Consider the following 12,606-nt stretch of genomic DNA (forward strand, 5'->3'; position numbering starts at 1 on the left):
GTGGGTCAGTGGATACTCGGCAGGTCGGCTGCGCTGGGTGAGATGCCGGTGGAGTACGCGGCAGACCAGGCGAGGACGTTCGCGACGTACGCCATCGAATTGTTGTAGCGGTGGATGGCCTTCGTCGAATGCGCGAGGTTGCGCATGTCGAGGCCGCCGTCGCACAGGTACCGCGCGGTGGTCAGCGTCGAGTCGTAGAGGTTCTGCGGGTCGGCCTTGCCGTCGCCGTTGCCGTCGCCTGCGTACTGGGCCCACGTGGTGGGGATGAACTGCATCGGTCCGACGGCCCGGTCGTACACGGTGTCGCCGTCGAGGACGCCGCCGTCGGTGTCGGTGATCACGGCCTGGCCGGGAAGGCTGCCGTTGAGGGGGAGGCCGATGACGGGCTTGTGGAGGTTGCCGTCCTCGTAGGCCTGGCCTCCGTTGGCATGGCCGGATTCGACGCGGCCGATGCCTGCGAGCAGCGTCCAGTACATGCCGCAACCCGGGTTCTCCTCATTGAGGATCCGTTCGGCGTTGATGTAGGCGTCGAAGTTGATGCCGGGAATTCCGAGAGGACCTTCGTGCAGAACCTTGGGTTCGGGTTCCGGTTCGGGCGCCGCCTTCGGTGCAGGTGTGGCGGCGGGCTTCGGAGCGAGCATGACGTTCTGGGCGACAGCGATGGCCTGCGGGATGTCGACGGCGTTCACGGCTGCGGTGATGTCGTCGATCGGTGTCGCGGCTGCTGCGGGCTCGGCTTCCTGCTGGTGGATACCGAGGAGTGTGCGGGGCGATGCGCCCGCTGTGGTGGCGGCTGCAGCAACCAAGCCCACCGGCACCAATCCCGTCATGGCGATGACGGAATTGCGACGGAGCTTCGAATCCAATGGCTTAGCGTGCCGGCCCACTACTTACCTCCCTCGGGCATCATTCTCGAGATGCCTCCGTTATATGGCCGGGCCGACACTACAGGATTTGATGCGCTTCCGTTACTCAACCGTGATGTAACAAGGGTTTACGGATATCGAGGCGGAGCGTAGCCGCCGGTGGCGACGGGATTCGAAAACCCACGGTCGGGGCGCTGAGTGGCGCGCGATGCCTTTCGGGGAGGGCGAAAATGCTGTTACGTCGATGTGATCTTAGTAACAGAAAAGATGGGGTAAATGTCCGGCTCTCCGTCCGGAGTGCGGTGTCACTGCCCGCAGAGCGTGGGGACGAGACACGGGATTTCCGACAGTTCCGGAATTGTCATCATGGGCAGTTCCGGCGTGGGCGGGTCGGTCTGCTCGCGGGTGGGGCCGTCGGTCGTGTCCGGTGTGGCCGGAGCGGCCGCGTCCGCAGTGGGAATCGGGACAGCGGCAGGGATGGGCACAGCTGTCGGTGGCACCGCAGGGATCGCCGGGGAAACCTCTGCGCCCTTCTTGTAGGCCGCCGACCACGTGCGCACATTCGCCAGGTACTCCGGTGAGGGGTTGAACATGGCAGCCACCCGGGCCTCACCTGCACCGTCTCGCGCGGAAGCGCCGTCTGCGCAGGTCCACGCCCCGGCGGCGAGGGTCGCGTCGAACACGTTCTGCGGATCCGTCACGCCGTCGACGTTTCCGTCCGAAGCGAATTGCTCCCACGCGGCAGCCGGAAGCTGCATCGGGCCGAGGCGGCCGTCGGGTGTCACCCGCGCCGCCGCGAGGGTGCCGAGGACGTCTGTGCGCCCGTTGTCGGCGTGATTCGATTCGAGGCGTCCGATCGCTGCCAGGAGGTGCCACGGCAGCCCGCATTCCGGCGAATCGATCGCGAGCTGCATCTCGGCGGCGCGATACGCGTAGAACACGAGCTCCGGGATTGCGAGGGGTCCGTCGCCCAGAATGGCGAACCCGTCACCGGGCATCGCCGGCGGCGCCTGGGACAGCGGATCGCCCGGGTTCCCGGAGGCTGCGGACGGGCTGCGCATCGCCTGTGGGATTGCCGGCTCGGCGGGCAGGATGCCCACTTCCCGTACGGCGGCGGTAGGCGTGGGCGCGGGATCGACGGAAGCGCCGCTCGGCGCGGGCGCCGACGCTGTCGCAACGAAACCTGCTGCCGCGAGCAACGGAACAACCAGAGCCGCCTGCCACCGCACCCGAACACCCCACCTTCGAACCGAACGCACATCCACCTGTTGTGACGCACATTACAGAATGCGGTCGGGTTATGTGCAACCTGCCGTTGCGGCATCCGTCCTCTTCGACGCCCCGGTGTGTCAGCGCCTCGGTGGCTTCGCCTGTGCGGTACCCACGTCGTCGCCCTTGTCGGCTTCGGTGATCAAGGCCTTCAGATCGTCGAGTTCTCGTCGCAGATAGTCGCGTGTCGCGACTTCGCCGACCGCGAGTCGCAACGCGGCAAGCTCACGCGCGAGGAACTCGGTGTCGGCTTTCGTCTGTTCGGCGCGTGTCCGATCCTCCTCCAGCGACACACGGTCCCGGTTCTCCTGGCGGTTCTGGGCGAGCAGAATCAGCGGCGCCGCATACGCGGCCTGCGTCGAGAACGCAAGATTGAGCAGGATGAACGGATACGGATCCCACCGCAGACCGACCGCGAAGATGTTGAGTGCGATCCAGACGATCACCACGACCGTCTGAATCGTCAGATAACGGCCGGTACCGAGAAAACGGGCGATCGATTCGCTGACACGACCGACGGCTTCCACATCGAAGTTGACCCGGAATCGGGAAGTTCGGGGAGTCTCGAGCCGCTGTGAACCCAAGGAGTTGCGGTCACTCATCCTCTTCCTCCTCTTCACGCCAATCCTCGGGCAGCAGATGGTCGAGCACGTCGTCGACACTCACCGCACCGAGCAGATGCTGCTCGTCATCCACGACCGGACCGCACACCAGGTTGTACGTCGCGAAGTACCGAGTGACCGAAGCCAGGGAGTCCTCCGGATCGAGTCGCGGGAGATCATTGTCGATGATGCCTCCGACGAGGCTCGCCGGCGGTTCGCGAAGCAATCGTTGCAGATGAACGCAACCCAGATATCGGCCGGTCGGTGTCGCGGTCGGCGGCCGGACCACGAACACCATCGACGCCAGCGCCGGAGTGAGATCGGGATTGCGTGCTCGGGCGAGTGCCTCCGCGACCGTCGTCGCGGGAGTGAGCACCACCGGCTCCGGTGTCATCAGACCACCCGCCGTATCGGGAGAGTGCTCCAGGAGACGCCGCACCGGCTCGGAGTCTTCCGGGTCCATGCGTTGCAGAAACCATTCGGCGTCTGTCTCGGGCAGTTCGCCGAGCAGGTCGGCGACATCGTCCGGATCCATGGCTTCGAGCACGTCGACGGCGCGGTCGACCTCGAGGTGTTTGAGCAGATCGGTCTGGTCGTCCGCGGGCAACTCCTGCACGATGTCGGCGAGGCGCTCGTCGTCGAGCGCAGCGGCAACCTCGTTGCGGCGCTTGGCCGGGAGATCGCGCAGCACGTTCGCGACGTCGGCGGGACGCATATCCTCGAACTGCAGCAGCAACTGCGAGACACCCTGCCCCGGTAGTGCCAGGGCCTGCTGCGTCAGGCCGTGCACATGTGGCCATTCGACGACCTGCACGGGAGCGCGGCGGGAGAGCCGCCCGCGGTGTCGTCGTACCGCGACACGCGCGACCAGCCAGTCCCGGCTGCGAGTGAGTTCGATCCCGAGATCGACGACGGTGACGTCCGCCGCGTGGAGATCGGTGAGCTCCGGATCGTCGATCCGCACGCGGGAGTCCAGCACCTGCGCGAGCGCGAGCACCTCGGACGGGCGCTGAGTGAACCTGCGCAGACTGACATTGCCCGTGACGAGGGTGACCGAACCCGGCGCGATCGCCGTGACTCGCAGCATCGGGACGAAAATCCGCTTCCGGGTCGGAAGTTCCACGACCAGACCGAGAACACGCGGCTGCTGGCGGCCTATTCGGATGGTGAGCACGACGTCGCGGACACGACCGATCGATTCGCCGTCGGGGCCTAGCACGACCAGGCCGGCCAGCCTCGCTGCGAATACCTTGCTCACTGCTGCCATGATTGCCAGGCTAGAGCGTGCGCTCGTCGATCACGGAACACGGAGGTTCGGTCACCCCATGTCGTTCTCATTCAGGCCCAGACGGTCGGTACTCGCGGTTCCGGGTAGCAGTCGCAAGATGATCGACAAGGCGAAGGGCCTGCCCGCCGACGCGCTCTTCCTCGATCTCGAGGACGCCGTGTCGCCGCTCGCCAAGGAGCAGGCACGCACCACCATCGTCGAGGCACTGAACGAAGACGGTTGGGGCGATCAGCTCAAGGTCGTGCGCGTCAACGACTGGACCACCGATGCCACCTATCTCGATGTGTCCACCGTCGTCGGTGGCGCAGGCGCGCACCTCGACGCGATCCTGCTGCCCAAGGTGCCGGACGCAAGCCACGTGAAGGCGCTCGATCTGCTGCTCACCCAGGTGGAGAAGGCCCACGGACTCGAGGTCGGGCGGATCGGGATCGAACCGCAGATCGAGGACGCCCTCGGCCTGACGAACATCAACGAGATCGCGACAGCCAGCCCGCGCGTGCAGACCCTCGTGTTCGGCCCCGCCGACTTCATGGCCAGCATCAACATGCGCACCCTCGTGGTGGGGGAGCAGCCCGAGGGCTACGACCGCGGCGATGCCTACCACCACATCCTCATGACGATTCTCATGGCCGCGCGTGCCCACGGACTTCAAGCCATCGACGGCCCCTACCTGCAGATCCGCGACGTCGAGGCGTTCCGTCGGTCGGCGCAGCGCTCGGCAGCACTCGGATTCGACGGTAAGTGGGTGCTGCATCCCAGCCAGATCGATGCTGCCAATGAGGTGTTCAGCCCGCGCCAGGAGGATTACGACAAGGCGGAGATGATCCTCGACGCCTACGAGTGGCATACCTCCGCCGCGGGCGGCGCCCGCGGTGCCGCGATGCTCGGTGACGAGATGATCGACGAGGCCAGTCGCAAGATGGCGCTGGTCATCTCGGCGAAGGGTCGCGCCGCGGGCATGGCACGCACCACGTCGTTCGAGCCGCCGCAGTAGTCATCGCCGCCCGCGTTCCGATACCGGCAGAATGGACCGGAGACGTGGATCCGCGTCGGAGGAATCGAGACGCCGACGGCACACGAGAAGGAGCGAGAATGACGAATCCCATGGGGCCCGGACGACAGGCGCCGGGTCTTCCGGAACCGCCGAGCGGGTGGCCGGTCGGTTCCTACACGACGTACGCCGAAGCGCAACGTGCGGTCGACCACCTGTCCGACCAGAACTTCTCTGTCGAGGACGTCACGATCGTCGGTGTCGACCTCATGCAGGTCGAACGAGTCACCGGGCGGTTGACGTGGGCCAAGGTGATCGGCGGCGGCATCGTTTCCGGCGCGTGGCTGGGCCTGTTCTTCGGTCTGCTGCTCGGGATCTTCTCCACCGACTTCGTCGGTCCGCTCATCGTGGGCCTGGTCGGCGGCATCATCTTCGGGTTGATCTCGGCGACGATCCCCTACGCGGCGACGCGCGGGCAGCGCGACTTCTCGTCGACGATGCAGCTGGTCGCCGGCCGCTACGACGTGCTGTGCGAGCCGCGCAGCGCAGAGACGGCACGCGACCTGCTCGCCAAGCTGGCCCTGTAACCGCACTGCCTGCTCGCAGGCAGTGCAGGGTCACCCTCGGATGCCGGTGGCGTCGAGGTGCCGCAGTACCGCGACGACCCGCCGGTCGGAGTCGTCGCCGGCGTGCAGGCCGAGCTTGGCGAATATGTTCCGGATGTGTTTGTGGACTGCGTTCTCGGTGATGAACAACCGAGTCGCGATTGCGCCGTTGCCCAGCCCCTCGGCCATCACGGCGAGAACCTCGCGTTCGCGCACGGTCAGGTCGGCGAGCCGGTCGGCGGCGCGTTGCCGTGCGAAGAGCTGGGCAACCACTTCGGGATCGATCGCGGTGCCGCCGTCGGCGACGCGATGCAGCGCCTCGATGAAGGTGTCGACCCGCCCGACGCGTTCCTTGAGCAGGTATCCGGTGCGATGAGCACCGCCCGCGAGCAACTCGGTGGCGAAGCTCTGCTCCACGTACGCGGACAGCACCAGGACGGCGAGGTCGGGATGAGCAGCCCTGGCCGCGACGGCGGCCCGGATGCCTTCGTCGGTGTGAGTCGGTGGCATCCGGACATCGACGATCGCGACGTCGGGGCGATGCTGCTCCACGGCGCTCTGCAGTGCGTCCGGGTCGCCGACCCCGGCGACCACGTCGAGTCCCTCTCCTCGCAGCAACAGCACGAGCCCTTCCCGGAGCAACGCGTCGTCCTCGGCCACCACTATCCGCACGGGATCACCGCCGTCACCGTCGTCGGCCCACCGGCCGGGCTGTCCACCTGTAAGGTCCCATCGTGCGCCTCGACGCGTCCCCGGATCCCCGCGAGCCCGGAGCCCGGTCCGACGGCCGCACCCCCGGAGCCGTCGTCCCTCACCTCGACTACGAGTGTGTCTCCGTGTCGCTGCACCTGTACATCGGCTCGCTGTGCCCCGCTGTGTCGGGTGACGTTGGTGAGTGCTTCGGCCACTGCGTAGTAGGCGATGGCCTCGACGGCCACCGGGCATCGAGGCGAGACCCGTGTGTCCACTCGGGTCTCGACCGGGCATTGTGCGGCCAGCGCCGACAAGGCACCCGGCAAGCCCTCGGACTCCAGAACGGGCGGCAGAATGCTCCGCACCACCGAGCGCAGTTCCGCGAGGGCGACTTCAGCGCTCTGCTGGGCACGCTCGAGCAGCGGATCGGCGGTCGCGGGATTCCTGGCCAGGGCCTGGCGAGCTGCTCCGGTGAGCACGGCGACGGTCACGAGTCGATTCTGCGCGCCGTCGTGCAGCGCCCGCTCGATCCGGCGCAATTCGACGGTATGGGCGTCCAGGGCTGCCGCTCGTGTCGCTGTCAACTCGGCGACGCGTTCGGACAGGTCGACGTCCGGATGCGGGGACAACAACCGGATACCGGGGGCCACCTGCGCCCGGAGAAGCAACGGGGGCAACACGAACCACAGGATCGTCCAGCCGAGACCGGTGACGATCGCCCAGCGTGCATCGGTCCATGAGTCGACGGGTACCAGGCCACCGAGGATCGTCGCGCCACCCGGCGGAGCCAGCTGCCACCACAGCGGAACGCTGAGCTCTTCCACAGCATTCGAGAGCAGTTCCAATGGCAGCAGGCCGACGACGAGACCGAACGTCGCGTGGATGCACAACCATGCGATGTCTCGCCGGGGCCCGGGGTCGGAGCGCAGGAACCGCCATGTCTCTCGCCACTCGGTGGGAATTCGACCGTACGGCGACGGGACAGGAGTTCCGATCGCGGCGAGCCGTCGCCGTTCCAGATCTGCGAGCCATCGGATTGCGGACAGCACCGGCGCGAGCAGAAACACTCCGACACCCACCAGGCACAGCGCGGCGACCAGGATCAGGGCAAGCACGCAGAGGAGCGCCAGGGCAGCGGTGCTGGCTCCGATCACCAGCCATTTCGTCGCCACGGCCGCGTTCTTCGCCGCTGAAACTGCATTCTCGCGCAGTGTCGTTCGCCGAGCGTCGCTACCGGCAGCCAATGACCCTCCTCGGATCCTCACGTGGAGGTTGTTGATGTGCCGACGGTATGCCGTGTGCGCCTGAGCCGTCCATACGGGTGCGATGCTCGCAATGAAAAGTACAGCCTGCTGTACCGGAACCCGGTAGCCGTCGGGATGTCGAGACGACGCGGCCGCTCATAGCGTCGAGACCAGTGAACGACGGCTCCGCGCAGCGCTCGCGGCGTCGACCTCTGGAGGAGACATCGTGGACGACCCGTATGGCATCCGACCGAACTATGGCCCCGGACAACCTGAGCCACTCTCGGCGGCGCACTCTCGGCCGGAGCCCCGCGACCGGGCGACCGGGGCGCTGTGGGGCGCGCTCGCGGTGTTCGTCGGTCTGAATGCGGTGTTCTCGATCGTCAAGCCCGACGATGTGCTGTTCTCGCTGGTATTCGGGATTCCCGCTGTCCTTTGCCTCGCGATGCTGGCGGCGCGCTACCTGGGGCGGCGGCACTCGTGAACAGCGCCGTCGCGCACACTGCTGTCGCACACACGCGGACCACCGTCGAGGGAAGATGCGTGACAGCCGCAATCAGATTGGAGAGGGTGACCAAACTCTTTCGGCCCAAGGGAAATCGAGGAAGCGCACCCGCGCTCGACGAGGTGAGTCTGACCGTCCCCCGTGGCGCGTTCCTTGCCGTCATGGGCCGGTCCGGTTCCGGGAAGAGCACGCTACTGCACTGCGCGGCCGGACTCGATGCGCCGACGCGCGGCAGGGTGTGGATCGGCGACACGGAGATCGGTCGACTGCGGGAGACCGCCCGCACACGGCTTCGGCGTGAACGGGTGGGATTCGTGTTCCAGGCCTACAACCTGATCCCGTCCCTGACCGTCGAGGAGAACATCACCCTGCCGCTGCGTCTGGCCGAGAGACCCGGAGACAGGGCGTGGCTCGCCACGGTCGTCGATCGGGTCGGCCTGGGCGACTTCCTGTCTCGCGCACCCGGAGAACTTTCCGGTGGTCAGCAACAGCGGGTCGCGGTGGCCCGTGCACTCGCGACCCGCCCGGACGTCGTCTTCGCCGACGAACCCACGGGCGCGCTGGACCCCGCCACCGGCGACCGGATCCTTTCCCTCCTCGATGATCTCGTGCGCGACCTCGGACAGACCGTCGTGATGGTCACCCACGATCCCGCAGCTGCCGCCCGGGCACACGACGTCGTGGTGATGGCCGACGGGCGCATCGATCAGGTCCTGCGCGGTCCCGATGCGCGAATGCTGACCGCATTGCTGGGAGGACGAGCCGGATGACGGTGCGTTTGCCGGCTCGGGCCGGTGAAGTGCTCGCGGTGATGTGTGCGGTGGCGGTGGGCGCGGCCCTGGTCACGTTCTGCCTCGTCCTGGGCGAATCAGGCCTTCGTTCACAGGTGCCCACGGAGCGGTTCGCCGGCATCGACATGGTTGTCGCCGGCGACCAGAGCGTCCCGCAGGACGAAGATTTCGATCCGGTGCTGCCCGAGCAGGTCGGAGTTCCGGCAGATCTCGCCGGCGACCTGAGGGAGGTGCAGGGTGTGCGTGCGGTTGCGGCAGACCTGAGCTTCCCGGCGGCAGTCATCGACGGTCGCGGCCGGGTGCTGCCCGTGGACTCGGTCCGCGACAACGGGCACGGATGGAATTCTCTTCTCGGAACGGTCGACCTGAACGGCGACGTACCGAGCGGGTCCGCCGACGTCGTACTGGCCGCGGATGCAGCCGCCCGGGCCGGTGTCTCGGTCGGCGACGCGGTGGAGGTACTGCTCCGCGGACAAGTCCGGGACATGCGGGTCACCGGCATCGCAGATCTCGCGGGTGGCAGCGTCTTCGTCAGCGACACCTCGGCGCGCGAACTCTCCCGGAAGCCGGCAGACACTGCAGACCTGTTCACCGTCGTATTCGACGACGACGCCGATGCCGCCGCGATCACCGGCAGCATCGAGGAACTCGTCGCAGGACGGGGTTTCGTGGTCGCGACAGGCGGCGATATCGGCCGAGCCGAACGTCCGGCGGTGACGTCCGCGACCGGCATGCTGACGGCCGCAGCGCTCTCGGTCGGGGGAGTGGTGGTAGTACTTGTCGGATTCATCACCGCGGGAGCGGTTTCCGTCGGTGTGGCGAACCGGTCCCGGGAGATCGCATTGCTCCGTGCCGTGGGCGCGACACCGCGACAGATTCGGTCGATGACGGCCGAGCAGACGACGCGTGCGGCGTTCGGGGCTGTGATCGTGGGCATCATCGGTGGCTACGTGCTGGCTGCGGCAGCCACGAGGCCGTTGGCCGCGGTGGGGATGCTTGCGACCGGGCAGACACCGAGCTGGAGTGCCGGTCCGGCGCTGGGCGCCGGACTCCTGATGTTGGGCATGGTTCAAGTGGCGGCGCGTACGGGATCGCTGCGCATCTCCCGAATGCCGGGCACCGAGGCGATCCTCGAGACCGAGGTCGAACCCCGCAGCGGCAGTTCACTGCGGACCCGGGTGGGGTTCGTGGTGCTGGCGCTGTCTGCCGGATCTGCCGTCGTTCCACTGGCGATCCGAAGCGAGGACGCTCTCATCGGCACGGCGTCGGGAACGCTCCTGGCGATCATCGGCGTGGCGCTGATCGCCCCGGCGATGGTGGGTCGTGTCTGCGGGTGGGTCGCGCCGAGGACCGGTTCTGCGAGTGGCTGGCTGGCCGTGCGCAACTCGGGAAGCAATGCCCTTCGGACGGGTGGCACTATCGGCGTCCTCGCACTCGCGGTCGGACTGCTGACCACACAGATCTTCGCGGGCACCACCGCAAGCGCCACGGTGGATCACGAGGTGAGCGAAGGCGCAGTCGCGGATGTGCTCGTGTCCGCTCCCGCCGCAGGCGGTGTGTCGGTGTCGGCGCTCGCGGCGATCGAGCGCGCACCCTCGTCGACCGCGGCCGTCGCCGTGATCCGGTCCACCGCACTACGTCCGTTTCAGCAGGATGGCGGGGCCCGTGCCGAGGAATACCCGATGCTCGCTGTCGGTCCCGGCGTCGGACAGGTACTCGATCTCGCCGTCACCGACGGCAATCTGTCGGACCTCACCGGTGCGTCCGTAGCAATGGAATCGGCTGCGGCCAGGCTTGCCGGGGTCGACGTCGGCGACACCCTGCCGCTGATCTTGTCGGACGGGACCGAGGTGGAGCCGACGGTCGTCGCGACCTACGCCCGCGGCTTCGGATTCGGCAAGATCGTCGCGTCGTTGGATCTGCTTCCGCAGGGGCCGTCCGGGCTCTACGACGAGGTGCTCGTCGCCGGCGACCGCGCGGGGATCACGACCGAACTCGCGCCGCTTCTCGCGGGCTCGCCCGGGCTGAAGCTCGACGATGCCCGCACGGCCCTGGCGGGGCCGGCCGCACAAGATCCCTCACGCGTGCTCAACATCGGCGTCTCCCTCGTCCTGATGGGATACATCCTGCTCGGTGTCGCCAACCGTCTCGTGGCGAGCACACTCCGACGTCGACGGGAGTGGCAACTGCTGCGGGCCGTCGGGGCCACCCCGCGCCAACTCCACACGATGGCGTGGTCGGAAACCGCGCTCGCTTGCCTCGTCGCAACCGTCATCGGACTGGCGATCTCACTCGGCCCGATGACGATCCTGGCCATCGGGTTCGTCGGAGAACCTCGACCTCAGGGTCCGCTGTGGCCGGTGGTGGGGACGGTGCTTGTCACCTGCGCGGTCGCGCACCTGGCGACGACGCTGCCCGCACGCTATCTGCTGCAGGGATCGGGTGTGCCTGTGCCGGCGGGGTGATCGCCACTACGCTCGACCCCATGCCCACTCTCGACTCGGTGGCCGACTCCCTGTACGGCCTCGACCCCGGGGAGTTCATCGCCGCGCGCACCGAACACGTGGCGCGGGCCCGCGAATCCGGCGACCGGGAACTCACCGCCGCGATCGGCCGACTCCGCAAGCCGACGGTCGCGGCCTGGCTGGTGAACCTCCTGGCACGTGAACGAGCCGACGAACTCGGTGTCCTCTTGGATCTCGGCGATGCCCTGCGCACCGCGCAGCGAACCCTGTCCGGTCAGGACCTGCGCGCACTGTCGGTGCAGCGACGGCAGGTGATCTCCGCGCTCGAGCGGGAGGCCGCCGAACTCGCCTCCGAGCGTGGAAGACATGTGGGCGAGAGCGCGCTGCGTGAGGTGGCGCAGACCCTCAACGCCGCTCTGGCGGATCCGGCGGTCGCCGACCGTGTGCGCAGGGGCAGGCTCGACGCGATCATCGAGTCCAGCGGGTTCGGTGATCTCTCGTCGGCGCCGCTGACTGTGGTTCCCGATCGGGCCGCACCGGAACCCGAACGCGCCGCAGAACAGGCCGAAGTGAAAGAGGCCACCGCCGCAGCGCAGGACGCACGTCACGCGGTCGAGCAGGCCCGCGACGTCATGGCATCGGCGGAGGAGAAACTTGCCCGGCACGAGGCGGAGGTCGCTGCGCTGCAGGACAAGCTGATCCACGCCGAAGAACAGCGCAAGTTCGCGCGTCGCTCGGTCGCGGCAGCGAAGAAGGAGGTCACCGCCGCCGAGCGTGAGGCATCTGCGGCCGAAGCCGAGGTGGTCCGGGTGAAGGGACGCCGTTCACCCGGGTGAACGGAACCGTCCGACGAAGCGGCGCTGCCACGGGGTTTCGACCGCGCGCGGATCGTAATGGCGGCGGACGAAGGAGACTGCTTCCTTCGCCGGGATGCCGTCGAGTACGGCGAGGCATGCGAGCGCAGTTCCGGTGCGTCCCCGACCGCCGCTGCACGCCACCTCCACGCGTTGCCGTCCCGCGCGGACCCACACCTCGTACAGCGCGTCGTACGCATCCGCGCCGTCCGACGGCACGCGGAAGTCGCGCCAGTGCACCCATCGCGAGTCCCAATCGATCGGGACCAGTGGACGCCCTTGGAGGTACACGCCGAATTCGGGTAGCGGGCCATCGGGCAGCGGCGCGCGTAGGGCACGTCCGCGTACGCGCCTCCCCGACGGCAACTGCAGTACGCCGGGAGACCCGATGTCCCATTCCTCATGCACGAGGGAAACCTACCTGTGCCGATGC

Annotated in this window: 13 protein-coding genes; 6 read left to right on the plus strand and 7 right to left on the minus strand. The window is 67.7% G+C overall.

Annotated elements, in window-relative coordinates:
• Window positions 1–5: 5 nt before the first annotated feature.
• The 4 genes from ACFWB0_RS02225 to ACFWB0_RS02240 all read right to left on the minus strand — a co-directional run bounded on the left by ACFWB0_RS02225 (window position 6) and on the right by ACFWB0_RS02240 (window position 4,004).
• Window positions 6–887: a lytic transglycosylase domain-containing protein gene (locus ACFWB0_RS02225; RefSeq protein WP_378488783.1), complete on the minus strand. Its 882-nt coding sequence runs from the start codon at window positions 885–887 to the stop codon at window positions 6–8.
• Window positions 888–1,171: 284 nt separating this feature from the next.
• Window positions 1,172–2,095, minus strand: coding sequence for a hypothetical protein (locus ACFWB0_RS02230; protein WP_378488784.1), 924 nt, complete (start codon window positions 2,093–2,095; stop codon window positions 1,172–1,174).
• Between the two features lie 120 nt (window positions 2,096–2,215).
• Complete coding sequence (locus ACFWB0_RS02235; RefSeq protein ID WP_378488785.1) at window positions 2,216–2,737, minus strand: DUF1003 domain-containing protein; 522 nt, start codon at window positions 2,735–2,737, stop codon at window positions 2,216–2,218.
• Window positions 2,730–4,004 (minus strand): magnesium transporter MgtE N-terminal domain-containing protein, encoded by a 1,275-nt coding sequence (locus ACFWB0_RS02240; protein WP_378488786.1) that lies wholly within the window; start codon window positions 4,002–4,004, stop codon window positions 2,730–2,732. The genes ACFWB0_RS02235 and ACFWB0_RS02240 overlap by 8 nt, the downstream gene beginning before the upstream one ends.
• Window positions 4,005–4,062: 58 nt before the next feature.
• On the opposite strand from ACFWB0_RS02240, the gene ACFWB0_RS02245 reads away from it, so the two are divergent.
• Window positions 4,063–5,019 (plus strand): HpcH/HpaI aldolase/citrate lyase family protein, encoded by a 957-nt coding sequence (locus tag ACFWB0_RS02245; protein WP_378488787.1) that lies wholly within the window; start codon window positions 4,063–4,065, stop codon window positions 5,017–5,019.
• A gap of 98 nt (window positions 5,020–5,117) precedes the next feature.
• Window positions 5,118–5,603, plus strand: a complete 486-nt coding sequence (locus tag ACFWB0_RS02250) for a general stress protein (RefSeq protein WP_378488788.1) — start codon at window positions 5,118–5,120, stop codon at window positions 5,601–5,603.
• Between the two features lie 30 nt (window positions 5,604–5,633).
• Here the strand turns inward: ACFWB0_RS02250 and ACFWB0_RS02255 are convergent, their stop codons facing one another.
• Window positions 5,634–6,293 carry a response regulator gene (locus ACFWB0_RS02255; RefSeq protein ID WP_378488789.1) on the minus strand — a complete coding sequence of 220 codons (660 nt, stop codon included), beginning with the start codon at window positions 6,291–6,293 and terminating at the stop codon, window positions 5,634–5,636.
• Window positions 6,284–7,558, minus strand: a complete 1,275-nt coding sequence (locus ACFWB0_RS02260) for a sensor histidine kinase (RefSeq protein ID WP_378488790.1) — start codon at window positions 7,556–7,558, stop codon at window positions 6,284–6,286. Before ACFWB0_RS02260 ends, ACFWB0_RS02255 begins: the two co-directional genes overlap by 10 nt.
• Window positions 7,559–7,784: 226 nt before the next feature.
• On the opposite strand from ACFWB0_RS02260, the gene ACFWB0_RS02265 reads away from it, so the two are divergent.
• The 4 genes from ACFWB0_RS02265 (at window position 7,785) to ACFWB0_RS02280 (ending at window position 12,155) form a co-directional block, all read left to right on the plus strand.
• A complete protein-coding gene (locus tag ACFWB0_RS02265; RefSeq protein WP_378488791.1) occupies window positions 7,785–8,042 on the plus strand; it encodes a hypothetical protein in 258 nt (85 codons plus the stop codon).
• 86 nt (window positions 8,043–8,128) lie between these two features.
• Window positions 8,129–8,833 carry an ABC transporter ATP-binding protein gene (locus tag ACFWB0_RS02270; RefSeq protein ID WP_378488792.1) on the plus strand — a complete coding sequence of 235 codons (705 nt, stop codon included), beginning with the start codon at window positions 8,129–8,131 and terminating at the stop codon, window positions 8,831–8,833.
• A complete protein-coding gene (locus ACFWB0_RS02275; protein WP_378488793.1) occupies window positions 8,830–11,319 on the plus strand; it encodes an FtsX-like permease family protein in 2,490 nt (829 codons plus the stop codon). Before ACFWB0_RS02270 ends, ACFWB0_RS02275 begins: the two co-directional genes overlap by 4 nt.
• A gap of 20 nt (window positions 11,320–11,339) precedes the next feature.
• Window positions 11,340–12,155: a hypothetical protein gene (locus tag ACFWB0_RS02280; RefSeq protein WP_378488794.1), complete on the plus strand. Its 816-nt coding sequence runs from the start codon at window positions 11,340–11,342 to the stop codon at window positions 12,153–12,155.
• Here the strand turns inward: ACFWB0_RS02280 and ACFWB0_RS02285 are convergent.
• Window positions 12,144–12,581 carry a protein-tyrosine phosphatase family protein gene (locus ACFWB0_RS02285; RefSeq protein WP_378488795.1) on the minus strand — a complete coding sequence of 146 codons (438 nt, stop codon included), beginning with the start codon at window positions 12,579–12,581 and terminating at the stop codon, window positions 12,144–12,146. The two genes, ACFWB0_RS02280 and ACFWB0_RS02285, sit on opposite strands and share 12 nt — an antisense overlap.
• Window positions 12,582–12,606: the final 25 nt, after the last annotated feature.

This window comes from Rhodococcus sp. NPDC060086 (assembly GCF_042730275.1).
In the GTDB taxonomy this organism is placed as follows: domain Bacteria; phylum Actinomycetota; class Actinomycetes; order Mycobacteriales; family Mycobacteriaceae; genus Rhodococcus.